The organism is Pseudomonas sp. P110(2024) (assembly GCF_057480795.1).
In genome coordinates this window covers 78,699-102,063 of record NZ_JBLIYT010000012.1, presented here as the reverse complement: position 1 = coordinate 102,063, position 23,365 = coordinate 78,699, and the positions used below count along the sequence as shown (strand labels likewise).

The window sequence follows — 23,365 nt, the reverse complement described above, 5'->3', positions numbered from 1 at the left end:
CTGTGATTTCTTGAATTCAGCCCGCCGTGCCGGAGATCACACATGTCGCCCCGCCCGCTTCCTCTCGCCCCCTTCCTGCTGCTGTCCAGCTGCCTGCTGAGCAGCGCCGTACAGGCCGCCAACCAGCCAGAACCGATCGTGCTGGAAAGCCAGAACGTAGTGGCCACCGCCCTGGAGGAGACCAAGCAGGCGCCGGGTGTGTCGGTCATCACCGCCGAGGACATCCAGAAACGCCCACCGGCCAACGACCTGTCGCAGATCATCCGCACCATGCCAGGGGTCAACCTGACCGGCAACTCCACCAGCGGCCAGCGCGGCAACAACCGGCAGATCGATATCCGCGGCATGGGGCCGGAGAACACTCTGATCCTGGTCGACGGCAAGCCGGTCAGCAGCCGCAGCTCGGTGCGCTACGGCTGGCGCGGCGAACGCGACTCGCGCGGCGACACCAACTGGGTGCCGGCCGACCAGGTCGAGCGCATCGAGGTGATCCGCGGCCCGGCGGCGGCACGCTACGGCTCCGGCGCCATGGGCGGGGTGATCAACATCATCACCAAGCAACCGACGGGCGAACCCCACGGCAACATGACCGTGTACCAGAACTTCCCGCAGCACGGTGACGAAGGCGCCACCAAGCGCGTGAGCTTCGGCCTCAACGGCCCACTGACCGACACCCTGAGCTACCGCGTCTACGGCAACGTGGCCAAGACCGACGCGGACGACTGGGACATCAACGCCGGCCACCAGTCCGCGCGCACCGGCACCCAGGCCGGTACCTTGCCCGCCGGCCGCGAAGGCGTGCGCAACAAGGACCTCAACGGCCTGCTGAGCTGGCGCCTGACGCCGGAACAGACCCTGGAGCTCGAAGCCGGCTTCAGCCGCCAGGGCAACCTGTACGCGGGCGATACGCAGAACACCAACTCCAACGCCAACGTCAAAAGCATGCTCGGCAAGGAGACCAACATTCTTTACCGCGAGAACTTCGCCATCACCCACCGTGGCGATTGGGACTTCGGCAGCAGCATGGCCTTCCTGCAATACGAGAAGACCCGCAACCAGCGCATCAACGAAGGCCTGGCCGGCGGCACCGAAGGCATCTTCAGCAACACCAACTTCTACACATCGACGCTGCGCGACCTGACCGCCCACGGTGAGCTCAACCTGCCACTGCACGCCTGGCGCGACCAGACCCTGACCCTGGGCAGCGAGTGGAGCCAGCAGAAACTGGACGACCCCAGCGCCAACACCCAGACCACCAGCGAAGGCGGCAGCGTGCCCGGCCTGGCCAGCAGCGGCCGCAGCACCAGCAGCCAGGCGCAGATCTTCTCGCTGTTCGCCGAGGACAACATCGAACTGCTGCCCGGCACCATGCTCACTCCGGCGCTGCGCTTCGATCACCACAGCATCGTCGGCGACAACTGGAGCCCGTCGCTCAACCTGTCCCATGCGCTGAGCGACACCCTGACGCTCAAGGCCGGCATCGCCCGCGCCTACAAGGCGCCGAACCTGTACCAGCTCAACCCCGACTACCTGCTCTACAGCCGTGGCCAGGGCTGTTACGGGCAGAGCACCAGCTGCTACCTGCAGGGCAACGCGCACCTGGAAGCCGAGACCAGCGTCAACAAGGAACTGGGCATCGAGTTCCAGGACAACGGCTGGGTCGCCGGCCTGACGTACTTTCGCAACGACTACAAGAACAAGATCGACTCGGGCCTGAGCGGCATCGGACAGGCATCCGGCGGCGTCGGCGCCAACGCCAACGCCACCCTCTACCAGTGGGAGAACATCCCCAAGGCGTTGGTCGAGGGCCTCGAGGGTACCCTGACCATCCCGCTGAGCGAACAGCTGAAGTGGAGCAACAACTTCACCTACATGCTGCAGTCGAAGAACAAGACTACCGGTGAGACCCTGTCGGTGACTCCGGCCTACACCCTCAACTCGATGCTCGACTGGCAAGCATCGGGCGACCTGTCGCTGCAGCTGAGCGTGGCGTGGTACGGCAAGCAGACGCCGAAGAAGTACGACTACCAGGGCAAACGGGTCACCGGCACCGCCAACGACCAGGTGGCCCCTTACGCCCTGGTCGGCGCCAGCGGCACCTATGCGCTCACTAAAAACCTGAGCGTGACCGCCGGCATCGACAACCTGTTCGACAAACGCCTGTACCGGGCCGGCAACGCCCAGGCGGTGAACGGTATCGAGGGCGCGGGCGCGGCCACCTACAACGAACCCGGGCGCACCTTCTACACCAGCCTGACCGCCTCCTTCTGAACACGTGCCGCCGTTGCATCCGACGATGCCGCGGCGGCCTGTCAATGGATGACCTCACGAGAACGCCCGATGAAGATCCTTACCCTTGTCCTGGCACTGGTGCTGAGCGGTTCGGCCCTGGCCCAGCCGCAACCCGAGCAGAAGATGGACACGACCCTGCTGCAGCGCCAGGACCTGGCCTATCGCTTCAGCCACCTCGACCTGGATTCTCGCGACGGCCAGCGCCATTACCGCCTGTGGATCGGCCAGCCCCGGCGCCCGGCCCCCGCCAGCGGTTACCCGGTGCTATGGATGCTCGACGGCAACGCCGCCATCAGCGCCCTTGAGCCAGAGCAACTGCAGGCGCTGGCCGGCGGCCAGGCACCGCTGCTGGTCGCCATCGGTTACCAGACTGACCAACGCATCGAGCGTGCCGCCCGTACCTACGACTACACCCCCGTGGTGCCCGGGCTGGCCGAGCAACGCGATCCCCTGACCGGCCAGGCCAGCGGTGGCGCCGATGAATTCCTCGATCTGCTGGAGCAACGCATGCGTCCGATGGTCGCCGCTGTGGCGCCCGTCGACCCGCAACGACAGACACTTTGGGGCCACTCCTATGGCGGGCTGTTGACGCTGCACACACTGTTCACCCGCCCGTGGCTGTTCAGCGACTATGCAGCGGCCAGCCCATCGTTATGGTGGAACGACGGCGCCATCGTGGCCGAGATGCAAGGGTTGCAGGAGCGGCTGGGCAGCCACCAGCCTAGCCTGCTGCTGATGCGCGGCACGCGGGAACCGGCCAACCCCCGAGGGCCGCTGCAGGGCGATGTGCAACGACCTGCCCGGGCGCTGGTGGCCAGTCTGGCCGGAGTGAAGGGATTGTCAGCGACTTTCCAGCCATTCGACGGCCTGGACCACGGGCCAATGCTGCCGGCATCGCTGTGGTTCGTGATGGACAGGATGTCCAAGTCGGCTCAGTGAGCCGTCATCCAGCCTGGCGCACGGTGTCCCGCAGAAAATCATCCAGCAACCCGGTGTCCCCCCTCGTCACCGGTACTTCCCGCGCCTCTCCTGCCCGCGCCAGCTCGGCCTCGATGAACCCATGCAATACCTCATCCCGCGGTCCGTGCTCGGCCTCGCCGCTGCGGCGCTTCACAACCAGCAGCGCGTCGATCGCCGCCTGCAGCCGCGGGTCATCGACGGTACGCGCCATCAACGCGGCGAACGCCGTCGGCGGCATGCCCAGTCCCTGGTCGATCCAGCGCACCGCCAGCAACGGTCGCAGCACATACAGGTACTTCTTGAAACGCACCGTCTCGCCCATCAGGTAGCCGCGCAGGTTCTTGCGTGCCATCGACAGGTAGTGGTGGCGCACGGCGCGCGGCGAGTAGAAAGCCTCGCCCAGCTCGCGCAAACGCCCGGTAGCTTCGGCGTCGGCGCGGTACACCAGCGGCGAGCCCAGCCACTCGAGCAAGCTCGGGTTGGCGCCGCGCATCAGGCGCAGGGCCTTGCGCAGCTCCCAGCCGCTGATGTCCAGTTCGTCGCAGAGCGGCCGCTCGATCACATCGCGAGGCTCGTCCACCCGCAAGTACCAGTCGTTGCGCGGCACGTAGACAAAGCGCACATCATAATCGCTGTCCGGCGAAGCGAAGCCCCAGGCACGGCTGCCGGACTCGCAGGCATAGAGCACGTTCACCTCGTGCTCGCGCTCGATACGTTGCAATTCATCGAGCACCCGGGCATGCATGGCCTCGGGCAATGGGTGGGGGTCGTCCTGATACATGTCTTCGTTCCTTGTACAGGGCGCCATAGGGCGCCCATTTCAACCTTTCACGCACACCACCTGACGCAGGGTATGCACCACTTCGACCAACTCCCGCTGGGCCTGCATCACCGCATCGATGTCCTTGTAGGCCATCGGGATCTCGTCGATCACATCCTTGTCCTTGCGGCACTCCACATGGGCGGTGGCACGCTGCTGGTCCTCGACGGTGAAGCGGCTCTTGGCTTTGGTACGGCTCATCACCCGGCCCGCGCCGTGGCTGCACGAACAGAACGCCTCCTCGTTACCCAGACCACGGACGATGAAGCTCTTGGCGCCCATGGAGCCGGGAATGATGCCCAACTGGCCCTTCTGCGCCGACACCGCACCCTTGCGGGTCACCAGCACCTCGCGGCCGAAGTGCTGCTCCTTCTGCACATAGTTATGGTGGCAGTTGACCGCCTCGAGGCTGGCCTCGAACGGTTTGCCCAGCACCTTTCGGGTGGCGGCAACCACCGCCTGCATCATCAGCTCGCGGTTGTGCCGGGCGAAGTCCTGCGCCCACTCGACCGCCTCGACATAGTCAGCGAAATGCCGGCTGCCTTCCTCGAAGTACGCCAGGTCCCGGTCCGGCAGGTTGACCATGTGCTGGCGCATGTCGGCCTGTGCCAGTTCGATGAACAGGTTGCCGATGGCGTTACCGACACCACGCGAGCCGCTGTGCAGCATGAACCAGACCCGGTCGGCCTCGTCCAGGCAAACTTCGATGAAATGGTTGCCGCCCCCCAGTGTCCCCAGGTGCTGGCGGTTGTTGGTCTTCTCCAGCCGCGGTTGCTTGTCGGTGATCGCCTTGAAGCGCCCGGCCAGGCCGCTCCATACCTGGTCGGCCTGGTTCGGCACATTGTCCCAGGCGCCCTGGTCACGACGACCGAAGGTCTTGCCATGGGGCACGGCTTTTTCGATGGCCGTGCGCAGGCCGTGCAGGTTGTCCGGCAGGTCGCGGGCGTGCAGCGAGGTGCGGGCGGCGATCATGCCGCAGCCGATGTCCACGCCCACCGCCGCCGGAATGATCGCGCCCACGGTGGGGATCACGCTGCCGATGGTCGAGCCCTTGCCCAGGTGCACATCCGGCATCACCGCCAGGTGCTTGAAGATGAACGGCATCTTCGCCGTGTTCATCAGTTGCTTGCGGGCGTCGTCCTCGACCGGCACGCCGTCGGTCCACAGTTTGATCGGCTTGCCGCCCGCCACTTCGAGTATGTTCATTGCCTTGTTCCTTGTTGCGCTACGTCGTGTCGCAAAGGGTCAACCCGCCTTGAGGCTGACCATTCCATTCAATACCTGATCCAGACCACCGAACACCGAAATCCGGTCGATGCGCTCGGCCACCCGCTCCAGGGTTTCCAGCTCCTTCAGGCGCAGGGCCGTCGGGTTGCCTTCCATCACCTTGGCGGTGTTGAGCAGCGAACGGGTCGCCTGGGTTTCCTCACGGCGCCGGATCACGTTGGCCTGGGCGGCCTTTTCCGCCTCCACCACCTGCGCCAGCAGGGTCTTCATTTCGCCCGGCAGGATGATGTCGCGCAGCCCGAGGCTGCCCACCTCCAGGCCACTGCCCGGCAACTGCGCCTGCAGGTGCTCGGTAACGCTGTCGTCGATCAGTTGTTTGTTCTCCAACAGCTCATCGAGGGTGCGGGTACCCACCGCCGCACGCAGGCCGAACTGCAGCTCGCGGTACAGGTGCTCAACTGGCTTGCTCATCTGCCCATGGGCACCGAGCACGTCGGTATAACGCCAGTTGGCCACCAGGCTCAGGCGCAGGTTGACCTTGTCGCGGGTGAGGATCTCCTGGCCGCTCACCTCCAGCGCCTGCAGGCGGGTGTCGACCATCTCCACCGCTACCTGGCTGCCGCAGCGCCAGTAGCCATGCTGCCCGGGCTCGAGCAAACCGGCCACCACGCCGTCAATCTTCAGCACGCCGACATGGAAAGCCGGCACCAGCGCCAGCAGTACATGGTCCATGCCGGCGATTCCAGGACGATTCAGGCGGGTCACCAACTCGGCGTCCAGGCACTGGCCGTGGGTCAGGTCGATACGTTGCAGCTCGTGCCTGGCCTGGTCTTTCCAGTAGGCACGGCGGCTGTCCGGCGGCAGCACTTCGACCAGCTTGCCGTCCTCGAAGCGCAGCCCGACCTCATGCTCGCTCAGGTCCATGCACACCAGGTGCTGGTCCATGCCACGGGCGAGCAACTCCCGGACGTTGACGTCCGAAACCGGGCGACGCGTGTCCACCGTGTCCACCACCACCTGGGCGCCACAGCGCCAGAAGCCGTGCTGCCCGGCCGGCAGCAGGTCGACCACGACACCGTCGATGCGCAGCACACCGACACTGAAGGTCGGCACCGTCACCAGCAGCACGTTGTCCATGCCGGCGATTCCCGGTTTGTTCAGGCGTGCCAGCAGTTCGGCGTCCAGGCGCCGCCCCTGGGCCAGGTCGATCCGCGTCAGGCTCTGCCGGGTCGGGCCTTTCCATTGCAGGCGGCGGCTGTCGGCTGCCAGCAGTTCCTTCAACTGACCATCCTCGAAACGCAGGCCCACTTCGTTTTCGGCCATGTCCAGGGTAAGGAAATACTGCTCGACCAACGCCGGCTCATGTTGGCGCAGATAGCGCTCGAGGGGATAGTCGTGCAGCGGGGAATCCTGGGGGCAGTTCTTCAGCGTCAGCCGCCCCTGCCAATCGAAACGCTTGTACTGGCCCGGCTCGAGGATCGCCTCGAAATCGCCATCGTTCAGCAACAGGCCGTGTTCGTTCTTCTTCACTACAAAGCGCTTCAACATGTTCATCTTGCTCATCCTTTGTTCAATGTCCTTGGTTGCCGGTGGTCGCCAACCCAGCGGGCGTCGCGAGCGAAGCCTGGCGGAGTCCGGGGCCGGGAGCGTTGCTCCAGCGGCCACCCTCGTTGCGCCAAGCCCGGCCGGCGAGCCGGGTGGGCCAGCGGTGGGCCAGGCGTCCTTCGCAGTGACGGGCCGTCCTGGCCCTGCTTGCGTTGCCTGTGCCCCACCGGCGGGTGTTGCGGTTACAGCTACCTTAGGAGGGTAGTGCCGGGGCTTTGCCCGGCGAGCGTCTGCGCCAGCCTTTCCAGGGGCCCAGCGCAGCAATGACCGGTCGTTGCGGCGGCGGCATGCACGACACCGACACCTGAAGGTGGGTACGTGCACCGGCGGGGGGTTCCCCTTTCCCGAGGGCCTGCCTGGCGATGCGGTCGAGAGGGATATAGCGAGCGGCGTGCCAGGTTTTCATTTGGCATAGATAAGATTATTTAACTTATTGTTTTATATAGAATTATTTTTATCTTATTCATTTGCACACCACTGCAAGCACTCATGGAGATTCTTTTTTCGTATATCATCGGATAGCAATTTATCTTTTAGGATAATCAAGGATGCGCAAGCCTCTCGTCGCCATCGGCTTCCTCGGTACCACCCTCGACCGCAACGGCAAGGGCGCCGCACGCTGGAACCGCTGGCGGCCAACCATCGGCCTGTGCCAGCAAGCCGACCTGCCTCTGGACCGCCTGGAACTTATCCACGGCCACGGCGCCCGCGACCTCGGCCTGGCCGAGCGGATTCGCGCCGACATCCAGCAGGTCTCGCCCGGCACCGAAGTGCGCCTGCACCCGCTGGCGCTGCGCAACCCGTGGGACTTCGAGGAGGTCTACGGCGCCCTGCACGACTTCGCCAGCGGCTATACCTTCGACACCGAGCGCGAGGACTATCTGGTGCACATCACCACCGGTACCCACGTCGCGCAGATCTGCTGGTTCCTGCTCACCGAGGCGCGCTACCTGCCAGCGCGCCTGGTACAGACCTCGCCCTCGCGCAAGCAGGACGAAAACAGTGACCCGGCCGGCATCGCCACCCTGATCGACCTCGACCTGTCGCGCTACGACCCGATCGCCTCGCGCTTTCGCCGCGAGCAGGTCGAGGGGCAGTCGCTGCTCAAGTCCGGTATCGCCACGCGCAACCAGGATTTCAACCGCACCATCGAACAGATCGAGCGGGTCGCCCTGCGCTCGAAGGCCCCCATGCTGCTAGTCGGCCCGACCGGCGCCGGGAAGTCATTTCTGGCCCGCCGCGTCCATGAGCTCAAGCGCGGGCGCCATCAGCTGGGCGGGCGCTTCATCGAAGTGAACTGCGCCACCCTGCGCGGCGACGGTGCCATGTCGACCCTGTTCGGTCACGCCAAGGGCGCCTTCACCGGCGCCCAGAACGCCCGCGACGGCCTGCTGCGCGCCGCCGACGGAGGCATGCTGTTCCTCGACGAGATCGGTGAACTGGGCGCTGATGAGCAGGCCATGCTGCTCAAGGCCATCGAGGAAAAACGCTTCTTCCCGCTGGGCGCGGACCGCGAAGTGGAAAGCGACTTCCAGCTGATCGCCGGCACCCATCGCGACCTGCGCGCCAAGGTCGCCGACGGCTCGTTCCGCGAGGACCTGTTCGCCCGCATCAACCTGTGGACCTTCGCCCTCCCCGGCCTGGCCGAACGCCGCGAGGACATCGAGCCGAACCTCGATTTCGAACTGCAGCGCCATGCCCGCGAACAAGGGCGTCAGGTGCGTTTCAACCTCGAGGCCAAGCGCCGCTACCTGGCTTTCGCCCATGCCGGCGAGGCCCGCTGGGCCGGCAACTTCCGCGAGCTATCGGCGTCGATCACGCGCATGGCGACCCTGGCCGACAGCGGGCGTATCGATGAGGAAATGGTCGAGGAAGAGATTGCCCGGCTGCGCTATGCATGGGGCCTGGAGTCGGCCAGCGAGCCACTTTTGGCCGACCGCGCACTCGACCTGTTCGACCAGGTGCAGTTACAGGCGGTGATCGACGTCTGCCGCCGCGCACCGAGCCTGTCAGAAGCCGGGCGTCAGCTGTTCGCGGTATCGCGTCAGGAGAAGGCCAACCCCAACGACGCCGACCGCCTGCGCAAGTACCTGGCCCGCTTCGGGCTGGAGTGGCAGCAACTAAAGTCGTAGGGCTTGCCAGCCCGCTGGCACAGTGCTGTATGCTTGGCCGGTCTTCAGGGCGGGGTGAAAGTCCCCACCGGCGGTAAATCGAAAGATGAGCCCGCGAGCGCCCCGGCCATGCCGGGGGTCAGCAGATCTGGTGCGACTCCAGAGCCGACGGTCATAGTCCGGATGAAAGAAGGCGTTTGGCAGGGGCCGTCCGGGCGCCCCTGCGCGCGCATTATGTTCGCCCCGAGACGTTCATCGATCATTCACGAGGAGCGTTTCATGTCCACCATGCTCAACACGCAATTCCCCAACGTCAGTGCCGCCATCGCCGCCTTCCAGGCCGGGCGCCCCGTGCTGCTGCTCGACGACGACGACCGCGAGGACGAAGCCGATATCGTCGCCGCCGCCGAGAACCTTTCGCTGCAGACCATGGCCATGATGATCCGCGACTGCAGCGGCATCGTCTGCCTGTGCCTGGACGAAGCCACCGTCGACGCCCTGCAGCTGGCGCCGATGGTGCAAAACAACCAGGCCCGCCATGGCACCGGCTTCACCGTCACCATCGAGGCCGCCGAAGGGGTCAGCACCGGCGTGTCGGCACAGGACCGCATCACCACCATCGAAGCCGCGCTGCGCTCGACCGCGCAGGAACGTCATATCGTCAGCCCAGGCCATGTGTTCCCGCTGCGCGCTCGCGATGGCGGCGTACTGACCCGCCGCGGCCACACCGAAGGCTCGGTGGACCTGGCCCGCCTGGCCGGCCTGCGCCCGGCGGCGGTGCTGTGCGAACTGATGAACCCCGACGGCAGCATGGCCCGCGGCGAGCAGGTGGCGGTGTATGCGCGGCAGTACAACCTGCCGGTGCTGACCATCGAGGAACTGGCGCGCTATCGCGAGACGATGGTCGAGTTGCAGGCCGAGCCGGCCTGATACCTGAGCAAGCCCGCCCCCGGTCAGCGTGGGAGCGGGCTTGCCCCGCGATGAGGCCAGGCCTCAACGCAACCCCAGCGGCCCCTTCAGAAACTCGTACAACCCCGCCGCACTCTTGCGATAGCCATCAGCCGTCAGGTGCACCAGATCCGGCCGCGCCAACCCACCTGCCTGCCAGCCGGCAATCGAGCACGGCCCACCCATGAACCCTTGCCAATCCCAGAACAGCGCCTTGTGCTTGTGCGCCATCTGCTTCTGGATACGGATCACCGAGGCCAGCGGTTGCGGCTGGCGCGCCGCACAGCTGCGCGCCTTGCGCTGCTTGATCGAGTCTGGCGGACCGACCAGCAGGATCGCCGCCTGCGGCAGGTCCTTGCGCAGGCCCGTGAGGGTCGCGTCCAGTTGCGTCTGGTACAGCGCCAGGTCGAGCTTGTCGTCGAACGCTTCATTGGTGCCGTAAGCCAGGATCACCAGGTCAGGCCGCACGACCTTGAGGCTGTCGCGCCAGCCCGGCTGCCACTTGTCCACCACGTCCAGGCGCGCGCCGTTGATGCCCAGCGCCGAGTAGGTCACCCCGGCATGCTTCTGCCCCTGGATGTACCAGCCACCCAAAGCGACACCCCGACCGCCCTCGACACTCAACTGCACCGGCAGGCCGACATTGGCGTAGGCCGGACTGAAGCGCCACTGGCCATTGCTGGCCGGCAGCACGCGGCGCTGGCCGCCATTGACGAAGAGGCTGGCGCTGGTGGTCGACTGGTACAGCGCCGAAACCTTGTAGCGCTGGCGATCCTCGTCCCGCGCCTGCAGCACCACGCTGGCACGATTGGCCAACGGCAGCGACAGGTAGCCCCCCAACGGAAACTGCGAGCTCTGCTGGTTGCGCGCCGACACCAGCTCCCACTGGCGCTTCTCGCTCTTGATGATCACCCGGTCGTTGCGGATCCCCGGCACTGGCGAAGCCGGCACCAGGCCGATGCCACCGTCGCCGTAGCGCGCCTGCAACAGCTTGCGCAGCTCGCCGCTGAACAGGTCGGCGGCGGTATGCGAGTCTCCCAGCTGGACGATGGCGACCGGCGCCCGGCCGGCATTGCGCAGCTTGCCGGCGAGCAAGGCCAGGTTGCCGTCCTGGCGGGTGGCTGGCGCGGCGGCTGGCCGGGCCGTGGGCTGGGCGCTCACGCTGTTGGCGCCGGTGCTGCAACCCGGCGCGGCGCTGATCAGCAGGGCCAGGCCCAGCAGGTGATGCCATTGGCGCATCTCAATGTCCTGTAACGGTCAGGCCCGGAAAACTGATCAGCGACAGAACCTGTTCGGCGATCATCTTCTGGCCTGTGATGGTGAAATGAATGCCGTCGTCGACCCGCACCTTGACCCGCTTGCCCTGCGGTGTCTGCACCGTATACGAGAAGTTGGCGTCGGGGTAGCCGAGGATCGGGTTGGCCGAGACATAGTGCTGGCCGAACAGCGCGGTCTGCTCCTGGTATAGCCCGCTGAGGTAGCCCATGGCCGTGGACAATCGCGCCTTCTCCATGTTCGGCGGCCCGACCCAGATCACCTGCACGTTGTGCGCGCGGGCCTGCTCGAGGATCGAATCGATACGGGCGCGGTAGGCGACCTCCCACTCCGGCGACTTGAAGCGCAGGAACGGCTTGCCCTTGCCCTGGGGCATGTCCCACGGGTCGTTGGGGCCGAGGAACACCACCATCAGGCGCACGTTCGGTTCGTGATCAAGGGTGTCGGCCACGGTCTTCGGCCAGTTGAAGAAGCCCGGGTAAGCAAGGCCGGTGCTTTGCTTGCTGAGGTTGACGGTGCGGATCTGGTAGCGCTTGCGCAGGCTGTTGGCCAGGTGCGGCGCCACGCCCTGCATCAGCGAGTCACCGACCAGGAACACGTCGTCGCCAGCGGCCAGCGAGGCCACGGTACCCGGCTGCAGCAATGCGGGTGCAGGCGCGGGCGGCGCAGGCTGGGCGACAACGACGGGGGCTGGCGCATGAAGCGGCGCAGGCGTCGGCTGCACATGCGCCGGCGTCGACACCGGTGGCAACGGCTTGGCCACGGCCGCCGGGGTTTCCAGATCGACCGTGACCACCGGCTGCGGTGCGGGCAGAACCTCGACCGCCGGCCCCTCGGCCAGTTGCGCCGCGGGCAGCAACTGCTCGAGCAGGTTATCGCGCTGCGCCTCCAGCATGGCCGTCAACTGCGCACCCATGCGCCAGGCCGGCATCTGGCCTAGCAGCGGTATCTCGCAGCTCTGGTGGTATTTCTGCTGGCAGTAGAGCTTGATCGAGTCCTGGTTCAGCCAGAACAGCAATGCGGTGGTGACCACGATCGCATACAAGCCACGGGCGGCGCCCATCTGCACCTGGAACAGCTGTTTGCTATCAGAAGCTTGCATAGATGAACCCCGGCACGCCCGACTGCGAAGCGAAAATCACCAGCGACACGCCGACCCCGAGCGGGATCGGGTACAGCTGCCACGGCAGACGCTGGAACAGCGCGCCACTCTGGCGCAACAGCGCCAGCCACTGTGGATAACTGGCCACGAACAGCACGCAGGCCAACAGCATCAGGCCGGTGGCGCTGTTCAGCCCCGCCAGGCTCAGCTGGCCGATGTCGCCGAGCATCTCAAGCGCGCCGTCCAGCGTCGGACTGCGGAAGAAGATCCAGGCGAAGGCCACGTAGTGGAAGGTCATCAGGCGCGCCAGCAGGCCGGAGCCCGGCAGCCGTGCGAAGCCCGGAAACCACTGGCTGAACAGCTTGGAAATGGCCAGGCCGACACCATGCAGCGCGCCCCAGATGATGAAGTTCACGCTCGCCCCGTGCCACAGGCCGGACACCAGCATCGCCAGCAGCATGTTCAGGTTGCCGCGCCATGCGCCCTTGCGATTGCCGCCCAGCGGGATGTACACGTAGTCGCGGATGAAGCGCGACAGGCTGATGTGCCAGCGCCCCCAGAATTCCTTGAGGTTGTGCGCGGCGTACGGCGCGTCGAAGTTGTCCGGCAGGCGAAAGCCCAGCAGCAGGGCGATACCGGTGACCAGGTTGGTGTAGCCGCTGAAGTTGAAGTAGATCAGCAAGCTGTAGCCGTACACGCTCAACAGCACCTGTTCGGGGCTGGCGCTGCCCGGGGTGTCGAACACCGGGTCGACCCACTCGCTGCCCAGCCAGGCGCTGAGGAAGAACAGCTTGACCACCGCCATCGCGATCAACCCCAGCGCCCGCTGCGGCTCCAGCACCTGGCGCATGGCCGGCGGACGGATCTGCGGCAGCATGTGCAGGGCACGGTTGACCGGCCCGGCCACCAGGCTGGGGAAGAACGCCAGGTACAGGGCCAGGTCCAGCGGCGCCGCCGGCGCCAGTTCGCGGCGGTTGATCGACACCAGGTAGCTGACCGAATGGAAGGTATAGAACGACAGCCCGATCGGCACCAGCACTTCCAGCAGCGGCAGCGACACCTCGAACCCGGCCGCCGCCAGGGCGCCCTGGGCGCCGCCGACGAAGAACTCCTGGTACTTGAACAGGTAGAAGCAGCCCAGCACCAGGGTCAGCAGCAGCACGCGACTGAACCAGCGCCCGGGATAGCGCCCCGCCAGCAGGCCGAGCAGGTACACCAGCGCGCTGTAGCCCAGCAGGATGTACAACGACTGCAGGCTGAAGCTCGCCACCAGGCCATAGCTGGCGGTCAGCAGCAGCAGGTTCTGCAACCGCACGCTCCAGCACAGGCTCCAATAAAGAATGAAGAACAGCGTGAAACAGAGGCCGAATTCGATCGAGAGGAAGCTCACAACGTAGTCCATTACATGACGTCGGGAAGAAAGGTCCCTGACCCTCGGGCCAGAGCGCGCGGATTATGGCAGAGGGCCGTCACCCCCACAATTCGATTGCATCGCCGATTGCAAGATGGCTCGCACCGAACAAGTGCAACAAAATGCGACGAACGATAGGCCCATGCAATTTGCTCCCCCTGCCCCGCTCTGCTAGTGTCGCGCCGTTCTGAATGCCACCGAGACAGTCGCCATGGCCCGCAAAAAAACCTCCATCGATTTCGAACAATCCCTCGCCGACCTGCAAGCCCTGGTCGAACGCCTGGAGAACGGCGAACTGTCGCTGGAAGAGTCGCTGGCCGCCTTCGAGCAGGGCATCGCCCTGACCCGCGATTGCCAGGGCGCCCTGGCCCAGGCCGAGCAGAAAGTGCAGATCTTGTTGGAGCGTGACGGCGAACTGGCTGCCCAGCCGTTCGACGCGGAGCCCGAGGCATGATCGCCCAGTACCAGCAGAGCGCCCAGGCACGGGTCGACGCCGCCCTCGAACCGTTGTTCCAGGCACCGTCGAAGGAACTCGAACGCCTCTATGCCGCCATGCGCTACAGCGTGATGAACGGCGGCAAGCGCGTGCGCCCGCTGCTGGCCTATGCCGCCTGCGAAGCCTTCGGTGTGCCTGCCGAGCATGCCAACGGCGCGGCCTGCGCGGTGGAACTGATCCACGCCTACTCGCTGGTGCATGACGACTTGCCGGCGATGGACGACGACGACCTGCGTCGCGGCCAGCCCACCACCCACAAGGCGTTCGATGAAGCCTGTGCGATCCTCGCCGGCGACGGGCTGCAGAGCCTGGCCTTCAGTGCCCTGCTCGACCCTCACCTGAGCCCGCAGGCCGACGCCATCCGCCTGCAGATGGTCCAGGCCCTGGCCAAAGCCGCCGGCCCCGCCGGCATGGTCGGCGGCCAGGCCATCGACCTCGGCTCGGTGGGCGTCAAGCTGGACCAGCAAGCCCTGGAGTACATGCACCGGCACAAGACCGGCGCGCTGATCGAAGCCAGCGTTCGCCTTGGCGCCCTGGCCAGCGCCCGCGCCGATCAGGCCCAGCTTGATGCCCTGCAGACTTATGCACAGGCCATCGGCCTGGCGTTCCAGGTGCAGGACGACATTCTTGACGTGGAGAGCGACACCGCCACCCTGGGCAAGCGCCAGGGCGCCGACATCGCCCGCGACAAGCCGACCTACCCGGCGCTGCTCGGGCTGGAAGCGGCCAAGGCCTATGCCCTGGAGCTGCGCGACCAGGCGCTGGCCGCGTTGGCAGGTTTCGGCGACAACGCTGAGCCGTTGCGAGCGCTCGCCCGCTATATTGTCGAGCGCCGCCACTAAGGCCTGACACATCCCCCTGTAGGAGCGGCCTTGTGTCGCGAAAGGGCTGCAAAGCAGCCCCAGATTCAGCATCAATGCAGAAATTGCCGGGGCCGCTGTGCGGCCCTATCGCGACACAAGGCCGCTGCTACAGGATATCTGCCGCACCGGTGGCCCTCATACACCCGTCCGAATGGGCAGCTTTTCCTACAATGGGGTAAACTGCCGCGTCTTCACACCTATAACGACACGCCTGATGCCCACGACGTTTCAAGAGATCCCCCGCGAACGCCCGGTCACGCCATTGCTGGACCGCGCCGATACGCCCGCCGGCCTGCGCCGGCTGGCCGAAGCCGACCTGGAGACCCTGGCCGACGAGCTGCGCCAGGAGCTGCTCTACACCGTCGGTCAGACCGGTGGGCATTTTGGCGCGGGCCTGGGCGTCATCGAGCTGACGATCGCCCTGCACTACGTCTTCGACACACCGGATGACCGGCTGGTGTGGGACGTCGGCCACCAGGCCTACCCGCACAAGATCCTCACCGGTCGCCGCGAGCGCATGCTCAGCCTGCGCCAGAAGGACGGCATCGCCGCCTTCCCGCGCCGCAGCGAGAGCGAATACGACACCTTCGGCGTCGGTCATTCCAGCACCTCGATCAGCGCCGCCCTGGGCATGGCCATCGCCGCCCGCCTGCAGAACGACCCACGCAAGTCGATCGCCGTGATCGGCGACGGCGCACTGACCGCCGGCATGGCCTTCGAGGCGCTGAACCACGCCCAGGAAGTGGATGCCGACATGCTGGTCATCCTCAACGACAACGACATGTCGATCTCGCGCAATGTCGGCGGCCTGTCCAACTACCTGGCCAAGATCCTCTCCAGCCGCACCTATGCCAGCATGCGCGAAGGCAGCAAGAAAGTGCTGTCGCGCCTGCCCGGGGCCTGGGAGATCGCCCGCCGCACCGAAGAGTACGCCAAGGGCATGCTGGTGCCCGGCACCCTGTTCGAGGAACTGGGCTGGAACTACATCGGCCCGATCGACGGCCACGACCTGCCGACCCTGATCGCCACCCTGCGCAACATGCGCGACCTCAAGGGTCCGCAATTCCTGCATGTGGTCACCAAGAAGGGCAAGGGCTTCGCCCCGGCCGAGGTCGACCCGATCGGCTACCACGCGATCACCAAGCTGGAGCCGGCCGACAAGCCGGTGGCGCCGAAGAAGGCCAGCGGGCCGAAGTATTCCGCCGTGTTCGGCCAGTGGCTGTGCGACATGGCCGCCGCCGACAACCGCCTGGTGGGCATCACCCCGGCGATGAAGGAAGGCTCGGACCTGGTCGACTTCAGCGAACGCTACCCCGAGCGCTACTTCGACGTCGCCATCGCCGAACAGCACGCGGTGACCTTTGCCGCGGGCATGGCCTGCGAAGGCGCCAAGCCGGTGGTGGCGATCTACTCCACCTTCCTGCAGCGCGCCTACGACCAACTGATTCACGATGTGGCGGTGCAGGACCTCGATGTGCTGTTCGCCATCGACCGCGCCGGCCTGGTCGGCGAGGACGGCCCGACTCACGCCGGCGCCTACGACCTCTCCTACTTGCGCTGCATCCCCGGCATGCTGGTGATGACCCCCAGCGACGAGAACGAGCTGCGCAAGATGCTCAGCACCGGCCACCACTACAAGGGCCCGGCCGCCGTGCGCTACCCGCGCGGCACCGGCCCGAATGCACCGATCAGCGGCGACCTCGAGCCGCTGGAGATCGGCAAGGGCGTGGTCCGTCGCCAGGGCGGCAAGGTCGCCCTGCTGGTGTTCGGCGTGCAACTGGCCGAGGCCCTGCAGGTGGCCGAGCAGATCGACGCCACCGTGGTCGACATGCGTTTCGTCAAACCGCTGGACGAGGCCCTGGTACTGGAGATGGCCGCCAGCCATGAGCTGCTGGTGACCATCGAGGAGAACGCCATCATGGGTGGCGCCGGCGCTGCCGTCGGCGAGTTCCTGGCCCGCGAGGGCGTGGTCAAGCCGCTGCTGCACCTGGGCCTGCCGGACATCTATGTCGAACATGCCAAGCCTGCGCAGATGCTGGCTGAATGTGGGTTGGATGTGGCTGGTATACAGGCGGCCGTCACTGCCCGCATGACCAAGCTCGGCCTGTAAAAACCGATCGCGGGGCAAGCCCGCTCCCACGAGGCCTGTCTGGTCGTCGTGGGAGCGGGTTTGTCCCGCGATCGCAATGGAACTGCCCATGAAGATCCGCGCCTTCTTCCTGCTCTGCCTCCCCGCCAGCGCCCTGGCCGCCGAACCCTCCCGCGATGACGCCCTGAAGCTTCCCGACGTGCTGATCAGCGCCAGCCGCCAGGTCGAGTCACGCACCGCCACCAGCGCCGCCAACACAGTGTTCACCCGTGCCGATATCGACCGCCTGCAGCCGAGCGGTGTCACCGACCTGCTCGCCCGTGTCCCCGGCGTGCAGGTTGCGCCCACCGGCGGTCGCGGCAGCCTGCCCGGGATCTTCATCCGCGGCACCAAGGCTGCCCAGACCCTGGTGCTGGTCGACGGCGTGCGCATCGCCAATGCCACCTCTGGCGACAGTGGCCTGCAGTTTCTCGACGTCGACCAGATCGAACGTGTGGAAGTGCTGCGCGGCTCGCGCTCGGCGGTCTACGGCAGCGACGCCATTGGTGGGGTAATCCAGATCTTCACCCGTCGTGGCGGCGCCCCGGGCCTGCAACCGCGCCTGCGCCTGGCCGCTGGCAGCAATCAGACCTGGCAACGCAGCCTGGGGCTGTCGGGTGGCGACGACACGACCCGCTTCAACCTCGGCGCCAGCCTGGACGAGACCGCCGGCATCGATTCGACCGGGCCGTCGCACGCCAGCGATGGCGACCATGACGCCTATCGCAATCGCTCTCTCAACCTGAGCTTGAGCCATACCTTCAACGAGCGTTTCGAGGCGGGCTTGAATCTGCTCGACAGCCGTGGGCGCAGTGAATACGACAATCCGTATGGACGGCTGGATGAGGTCACCTGGCTGAGTTATCCACAGCAACCCTATACCGACTTCAGTGTCAGCAGTCTTGGCTCCTGGTTCGACGCCCAGCTCAACGACACCTGGCACTCCAGGCTGGAACTGGGCCACAGCGAAAACCGCGACGACAAACGCGACAAGCTCAGCGACCAGCGCTTCATCTACAACACCTACCGTGATCAGGTCACCTGGCAGAACGAGTTTGCCCTGGACGAGCGCAACCAGCTGATGCTGGGTGGCGACTGGTATCAGGACCGCTTCCACGGCACGGCGAGCTTCAGCGAGGACAGCCGCTGGAACCGCGCCGCTTTCGCCCAGTACCGTTTCGCGGGGGAACGCTTCTCGAGCGAGCTCGGCGTGCGTCATGACCGCAACCAGCAGTACGGCGAGCAGACCACCTGGAATGCCAGCCTCACCGCCCCCTTAAATCCACGCAACGATGTGCTGGTGTCCTACAGCGAGGGGTTCCGTGCCCCGACCTTCAACGACCTGTATGACGTACAGTACGGCAACCCGGACCTGCGTCCCGAGCACTCGAAAAGCTACGAGCTGCAATGGCGCAGCCAACTGGCCAGCCATACCCGACTGGAGGCCTCGCTGTATCGCACCGACCTGCGCGACGCGATCAACTACGACCCCGCCCGCAGGCGCCCCGGCAATGTCGACAATGCACGCATCAACGGCCTGGAACTGTCGCTCATGCAGGAGTGGGCCGGCTGGACCTCTCAGTTGGGCCTGAGCATGATCGATCCGCGAGATCGTGAAACCGGCCATACCTTGCAACGGCGCGCTCGGCGCACATTGAGCCTGGACCTGGACCGTCAGTTCGAACGCTTCAACGTGGGCGCGAGCTGGCAAGCCGTCAGCGGCAGCTACGACGATCCATCCAACAACAATCGCATCGGTGGCTACGGACTACTCGGCCTGCGCGGCGGCATGGTCCTGACGGACGAGGTGAGGTTGGAGCTGAAGCTGGACAACCTGCTGGACAAGCAATACAGCCGTGCCCTGTACAGCTTCGACGGCAGCCAGTACGGCTATCGTGAAGAAGGCCGCACCTGGCTGGTGAGCCTTACCTGGACCCCGACCCTTTAGCCTCCAGCAGCGCGCACAACCGGGCGGTGGCCTCAATCATCTGCCCGCTGGGCCGCTCCAGGCCCTTGTCCGGTACCACCAGCAAGCCTTCCTCCTGCACGGCGCTCATCTGCGGCCAGCGACGCCAGCTGGCCAGCTGCGCCGCGTCACCCGCCAGGATCACCTCGGGATTGCGCAGCAGCACCGACTCCACGCTGACCTGTGGCGCGGGTTGGGTCAGGTCGTCGAACACATTGCGCGCCCCGCAGACGCGCAAGGCATCGCTGACCACCTGGCGCCCGCCCAGGGTGTACAGCGGATTGTCCCAGACCTGGTAGAACACCCGCAGCGGCGTGTCGCGCCGGTAGCGTTCCCGCAGCGCTTGTAGTCGCTCACGCAGGCCGGCGGCATAGGCATGGCCCCGCTCGTCCCGCCCAAGGCGCCGGGCGATGGCTTCGATCTGCTCGATCAACTGGTCGAGGTCGCCGGGCTCGCCGCTGAACGTGGCGATACCCAGGCGCTTGAGCTGGTCGCGCTGGGCCGGCGCGACACTGCCGGGCCAGAGCAGCAGCAGGTCAGGCTTGAGACTGAGCAGGCGCTCCATGTCCAGCTGGCCATGGCGCCCGACCGAGGGCAGGGCCTGAAGGCTCGGCGGACGCTCACCCGCGTCCAGCACGCCCACCAATAGGTCGCCGGCCTCCAGTTCGAGGACGATCTCGGTCATCGACGGCGCCAGGCTGACCACCCGCGGCCCGGCCTCGGCCAGGGTACCGAGGCACAACAATGCGAGGGAGGCGAGAAACGCCCGCATCAGCCGAGCTGGCGCGGGATACGGTAGAGGTACAGCACCACCAAGGTGGACAGGGCAAGGAGGATCTGCGGCACCGCCTCCAGCCCGACCAGCACCGACAGCGCCGCGACCCAGGCCGGGAAGCAGGCGAACAGCATGGCCAGGCGCCTGACCCGCGCCAGCTCGATCCAGGCACCGGGTTCGTCCGGCGAGCCCAACTGCTTGTCGGTGGCGATCAACGCCCGCTTGTAGGCGCCAAAGCGCGGCAGGCTGAGGAACATGGTCGCGGCTCCGGCGATGAACAAGGGCATGGCCAGCACCGGAATCAGCGGCTCTCCCCCGCCGAACGCCCAGGCCATTATCGGCAGTGGCATAAGGCCCACGGCCAGGTACTGCCACCAGGCCAGGGCCAGCCGGCGCTTCACCTCGCCTCGGGTCACGCCTGGGGCACCTCGCCCTGGTGCTTGTTGCCCATCATGTGACCGAGCTTGTCGGCCTTGGTGGCCAGGTACAGACGGTTGTGCGGATTGTGACCGGTATGCAGCGGCACGCGCTCGGAGACCTTGATGTTCATGTCGGTCAGCGCCTTGACCTTGCGCGGGTTGTTGGTCATCAGACGCAGCGACTTCACACCCAGGTGCTCGAGCATCGGCAGGCACATGGCGTAGTCGCGCTGGTCAGCGGCGAAGCCCAGGCGCTCGTTGGCCTCGACGGTGTCGGCGCCGCCGTCCTGCAGTTCGTAGGCGCGGATCTTGTTCAGCAGGCCAATGCCACGGCCCTCCTGGCGCAGGTACAGCAGCACGCCACGGCCTTCGCGGGCGATGGCCTGCAACGCGGCTTCGAGTTGCGAGCCGCAGTCGCAGCGCTGGCTGAACAGCGCATCGCCGGTCAGGCACTCGGAATGCAGGCGCCCCAGCACCGGCTCGCCGTCCGCGATGTCACCCAGGCTGAGCACCACGTGCTCGCGGCCAGTGGCTTCGTCGAGGAAGCCATGCATGGTGAAGGTCGCAAAGGGAGTCGGGAGTTTAGAGGCGGCAACAAAGACGACGGGCACGTTGTGCTCCTGGGTAGTAGGATTTTTCAGATCGGCCGATTGTATCAGCAGCCCGGCGCAGGTGCGCAGGAGGAATAGGGTGGCTTAAGATCGAAAAGTTCGATGCTTATGGTGTTGCTGACGCCTGCTCTAACGCCCCGCTACTCAGTGAGGCTGACTATCGCTGGTAAACGGATACGGCTGCTTCCAACGCTCGAAGATCGGCTTCAGCTCGCCACTACGGACCAGTTGCGCCATGCGCCGGTCGAACAGGTCACGCAGGGCCTCGCCCTGGGCACTGCGGGTGAAGGCCAGGTACAGCGGCAGCTCGGCGACGTGGGTGCTGCGAAAACGCTGGGGCTCGGGCGCCTGTCCGAGCACATATTCGACCTCGGTCTGCGCATCGACGTAGAAATCCACCCGGTCATGCTCAAGCATGGGCAGGATCCCTTCGCGGCGCTGGACCTCGCGGAAATTGTGCACGTTCGGCAGGTAGCTGGCGTAGTCATAGCCACGTACCCAGGCCAGGCGGTACTGGCCGATGGTGTCCAGCGTCGGCTGCGGCTTGCCCGCCAGGCCCAGGGCATAGATATGGTCCATGTCGAAATGCCAGCGCGGATAGAGATTGTCGTCGTTCTCTTCCTTGTAGGAGCCGACCCAGGCATCGGCCTCGCCCCGCTTCACCAGACCGACCGAGCGGCTGTACGGCGCGCTCAGTACCTTGACCTTGACGCCGGCCGGCTCGAACACCTTGCGCAGCACGTCCCAGGCCAGCCCGCTGCCATCGGCGTTGGTGTAGTCTAGCCACTCCTCGCTGACCAGGCGCACCTGCTGCTCCTGGGCCATGACACCGGGCACTGCGCAAAGCAGCACCCACGCCAGCAACACACTCCTCACGGCCATCGCAACGCTCCCTGTATCAGGCCACCGCCCACACCAGAACCTGCATGCCCAGCCAGGCGAACACGCCGGCCAGGATATCGTCGAGCATGATCCCGAACCCACCATGCACATGGCGATCGACCCAGCGGATCGGCCACGGCTTGAGGATGTCGAAGAAGCGGAACATCAGGAACCCCGCCAGCAGCCACTGCCAGCCTTCCGGCACCAGCCACAGGGTGATCCACATGCCGACGATCTCGTCCCAGACAATGCCCTCGTGATCGTGCACGCGCAAGTCGTTGGCCACCTTGCCGCACAGCCACACGCCGAACAGCATGCTGATGCCCAGCAGCAGCCAGTAGCCCCAGTCGGGCAGCATCTGCCACAGCGGGATGAACGGCAGCGCCACCAGCGAACCCCAGGTACCGGGGGCCTTGGGCAACGTACCGGAGCCGAAGCCGAAGGCGATGAAGTGCCACGGGTTGCGCCAGACCGAAGGCGGAACGAACTCCGCAGGCACCTGGTTGGGGTGGTCGGTCACGGTGTCTCCCTGAAATGTTGATAGCCCCGCTGTACGGGGGTGATGTCCAGGCCCTGCGGGTCACGCAGGGTCACGCCCTGCCCTTGCAGCACACGGCCGATGACGTGAACCTCGCGAGCCAGGGAGGTCAGTGCGCTTTCCGGCAGGGTGAAGGCCAGCACGTAGTCGTCGCCACCGGTGAGCGCCGCCTGCACTGCCGCCTCGTGCCCAAGGAAAGCCTGTAAAGGTGCGGACACGGGGACCAGCGACAGGTTCACCTCCAGCGCAACGCCGGACGCCTTGGCGATATGCCCGCAGTCGGCCAGCAGGCCGTCGGAGATATCCAGTGCCGCCGTGGCCAGGCCGCGCAGGCGCTCGCCCAGTTGCAGCTGGGGCAAGGGCGACCAGTAGTGATCCAGCAGCGGACCGGCCACCTCGGCAGCCGCCTCGCGCTCGCCCAGCACCAGCGGCAAGGCCCCCGCTGCGTTGCCCAAAAAACCGCCGACGCACAGCAGGTCGCCCGGCTGCGCGCCGCTGCGGCGCAGGGCCTGGCCCGTCGGTACCCGGCCGAACACGGTCACGGTGATGCTCAGCGGCCCACGGGTGGTGTCACCGCCGATCAAGGTCATGCGGCAACGGTGGGCCACGCGGCCGAGGCCATCGGCGAAGGCTGCCAGCCAGTCCGGGCCGAATTCGGGCAGGGTCAGAGCGAGGGTGAAGCCGATGGGCGTGGCGCCCATGGCCGCCAGGTCGCTGGCCGCCACGGCGAGCGAACGCTGGCCCAGCAGCAGCGGATCGCAGACGGCGGGGAAATGCACACCGGCCACCAGCGTGTCGGTGGAGATCGCCAGCTGCTCGCCGGCGGGCAGGTCCAGCAGGGCACAATCGTCGCCGATCCCCAGGGCCACGCCCTCGCCGCCCTGCGCACAAGGCGCGGCGGCGAAGTAGTGACGGATCAGCTCGAACTCACCCATG

At 66.2% G+C, this 23,365-nt stretch carries 19 protein-coding genes, 1 pseudogene and 1 riboswitch; of the genes and pseudogenes, 8 read left to right on the top strand and 12 right to left on the bottom strand.

From position 1 onward, the window contains the following. Nucleotides 1-42: 42 nt before the first annotated feature. Together AC25ND_RS19785 and AC25ND_RS19780 are read left to right on the top strand one after the other, a co-directional pair. The gene (locus tag AC25ND_RS19785; protein ID WP_486976537.1) at nt 43-2,271 is read left to right on the top strand and encodes a TonB-dependent siderophore receptor; all 2,229 of its coding nucleotides are present in this window, start codon (nt 43-45) and stop codon (nt 2,269-2,271) included. 69 nt (nt 2,272-2,340) lie between these two features. Continuing rightward, the gene (locus tag AC25ND_RS19780; RefSeq protein ID WP_069016301.1) at nt 2,341-3,231 is read left to right on the top strand and encodes an alpha/beta hydrolase; all 891 of its coding nucleotides are present in this window, start codon (nt 2,341-2,343) and stop codon (nt 3,229-3,231) included. 4 nt (nt 3,232-3,235) lie between these two features. On the opposite strand, the gene AC25ND_RS19775 is transcribed toward AC25ND_RS19780, so the two are convergent. The 3 genes and pseudogenes from AC25ND_RS19775 to AC25ND_RS19765 all read right to left on the bottom strand — a co-directional run. Then, nucleotides 3,236-4,033: a nucleotidyltransferase domain-containing protein gene (locus AC25ND_RS19775; protein WP_028690294.1), complete on the bottom strand. Its 798-nt coding sequence runs from the start codon at nt 4,031-4,033 to the stop codon at nt 3,236-3,238. A gap of 39 nt (nt 4,034-4,072) precedes the next feature. After that, entirely contained in the window at nt 4,073-5,278 is a 1,206-nt protein-coding gene (locus AC25ND_RS19770; protein WP_069016302.1) for an RtcB family protein, read from the bottom strand. 39 nt (nt 5,279-5,317) lie between these two features. Further along, nucleotides 5,318-6,226 (bottom strand): annotated as a pseudogene (locus tag AC25ND_RS19765) (slipin family protein); the annotation flags it as partial. 1,226 nt (nt 6,227-7,452) lie between these two features. Between AC25ND_RS19765 and rtcR the strand changes: the two are divergent. Both rtcR and ribB read left to right on the top strand, forming a co-directional pair. Next, nucleotides 7,453-9,036: an RNA repair transcriptional activator RtcR gene (rtcR, locus tag AC25ND_RS19760; protein WP_486976536.1), complete on the top strand. Its 1,584-nt coding sequence runs from the start codon at nt 7,453-7,455 to the stop codon at nt 9,034-9,036. A 36-nt stretch (nt 9,037-9,072) separates the two neighbouring features. Then, nucleotides 9,073-9,214: riboswitch (FMN riboswitch) on the top strand. A gap of 80 nt (nt 9,215-9,294) precedes the next feature. After that, on the top strand, nt 9,295-9,945 hold the full coding sequence (gene ribB, locus AC25ND_RS19755; RefSeq protein WP_028690291.1) for a 3,4-dihydroxy-2-butanone-4-phosphate synthase: 651 nt from the start codon (nt 9,295-9,297) through the stop codon (nt 9,943-9,945). Between the two features lie 63 nt (nt 9,946-10,008). Here ribB and AC25ND_RS19750 read toward each other — a convergent pair whose 3' ends face one another. The 3 genes from AC25ND_RS19750 to AC25ND_RS19740 are packed head-to-tail and all read right to left on the bottom strand — an operon-like array spanning nt 10,009 to nt 13,742. After that, entirely contained in the window at nt 10,009-11,202 is a 1,194-nt protein-coding gene (locus tag AC25ND_RS19750) for an SGNH/GDSL hydrolase family protein (RefSeq protein WP_062361904.1), read from the bottom strand. Nucleotide 11,203: 1 nt separating this feature from the next. After that, complete coding sequence (locus AC25ND_RS19745) at nt 11,204-12,340, bottom strand: SGNH/GDSL hydrolase family protein (protein WP_062361901.1); 1,137 nt, start codon at nt 12,338-12,340, stop codon at nt 11,204-11,206. Further along, nucleotides 12,327-13,742, bottom strand: a complete 1,416-nt coding sequence (locus AC25ND_RS19740) for an MBOAT family O-acyltransferase (protein ID WP_232853696.1) — start codon at nt 13,740-13,742, stop codon at nt 12,327-12,329. The genes AC25ND_RS19745 and AC25ND_RS19740 overlap by 14 nt, the downstream gene beginning before the upstream one ends. Nucleotides 13,743-13,962: 220 nt before the next feature. On the opposite strand from AC25ND_RS19740, the gene AC25ND_RS19735 reads away from it, so the two are divergent. From AC25ND_RS19735 to AC25ND_RS19720, 4 genes are all read left to right on the top strand, one after another. Beyond that, entirely contained in the window at nt 13,963-14,205 is a 243-nt protein-coding gene (locus AC25ND_RS19735; protein WP_028690287.1) for an exodeoxyribonuclease VII small subunit, read from the top strand. Then, on the top strand, nt 14,202-15,089 hold the full coding sequence (gene ispA, locus AC25ND_RS19730; RefSeq protein ID WP_069016307.1) for a (2E,6E)-farnesyl diphosphate synthase: 888 nt from the start codon (nt 14,202-14,204) through the stop codon (nt 15,087-15,089). The genes AC25ND_RS19735 and ispA overlap by 4 nt, the downstream gene beginning before the upstream one ends. A 235-nt stretch (nt 15,090-15,324) precedes the next feature. Further along, on the top strand, nt 15,325-17,220 hold the full coding sequence (gene dxs / locus AC25ND_RS19725; RefSeq protein ID WP_028690285.1) for a 1-deoxy-D-xylulose-5-phosphate synthase: 1,896 nt from the start codon (nt 15,325-15,327) through the stop codon (nt 17,218-17,220). A 76-nt stretch (nt 17,221-17,296) separates the two neighbouring features. Then, nucleotides 17,297-19,186: a TonB-dependent receptor plug domain-containing protein gene (locus AC25ND_RS19720; protein WP_486976535.1), complete on the top strand. Its 1,890-nt coding sequence runs from the start codon at nt 17,297-17,299 to the stop codon at nt 19,184-19,186. Here AC25ND_RS19720 and AC25ND_RS19715 read toward each other — a convergent pair. The 6 genes from AC25ND_RS19715 to thiL form a co-directional block, all read right to left on the bottom strand. Then, a complete protein-coding gene (locus tag AC25ND_RS19715; RefSeq protein ID WP_463402180.1) occupies nt 19,164-19,976 on the bottom strand; it encodes a cobalamin-binding protein in 813 nt (270 codons plus the stop codon). The genes AC25ND_RS19720 and AC25ND_RS19715 overlap by 23 nt on opposite strands. Further along, entirely contained in the window at nt 19,976-20,395 is a 420-nt protein-coding gene (locus tag AC25ND_RS19710; RefSeq protein WP_028690282.1) for a hypothetical protein, read from the bottom strand. Before AC25ND_RS19710 ends, AC25ND_RS19715 begins: the two co-directional genes overlap by 1 nt. Continuing rightward, the gene (gene ribA / locus AC25ND_RS19705) at nt 20,392-21,009 is read right to left on the bottom strand and encodes a GTP cyclohydrolase II (RefSeq protein ID WP_028690281.1); all 618 of its coding nucleotides are present in this window, start codon (nt 21,007-21,009) and stop codon (nt 20,392-20,394) included. Before ribA ends, AC25ND_RS19710 begins: the two co-directional genes overlap by 4 nt. A gap of 144 nt (nt 21,010-21,153) precedes the next feature. After that, entirely contained in the window at nt 21,154-21,891 is a 738-nt protein-coding gene (locus tag AC25ND_RS19700) for a substrate-binding periplasmic protein (protein ID WP_028690280.1), read from the bottom strand. A gap of 16 nt (nt 21,892-21,907) precedes the next feature. Continuing rightward, the gene (locus AC25ND_RS19695; RefSeq protein WP_023632630.1) at nt 21,908-22,411 is read right to left on the bottom strand and encodes a phosphatidylglycerophosphatase A family protein; all 504 of its coding nucleotides are present in this window, start codon (nt 22,409-22,411) and stop codon (nt 21,908-21,910) included. After that, the gene (thiL, locus tag AC25ND_RS19690; RefSeq protein WP_486976534.1) at nt 22,408-23,364 is read right to left on the bottom strand and encodes a thiamine-phosphate kinase; all 957 of its coding nucleotides are present in this window, start codon (nt 23,362-23,364) and stop codon (nt 22,408-22,410) included. Before thiL ends, AC25ND_RS19695 begins: the two co-directional genes overlap by 4 nt. Nucleotide 23,365: the final 1 nt, after the last annotated feature.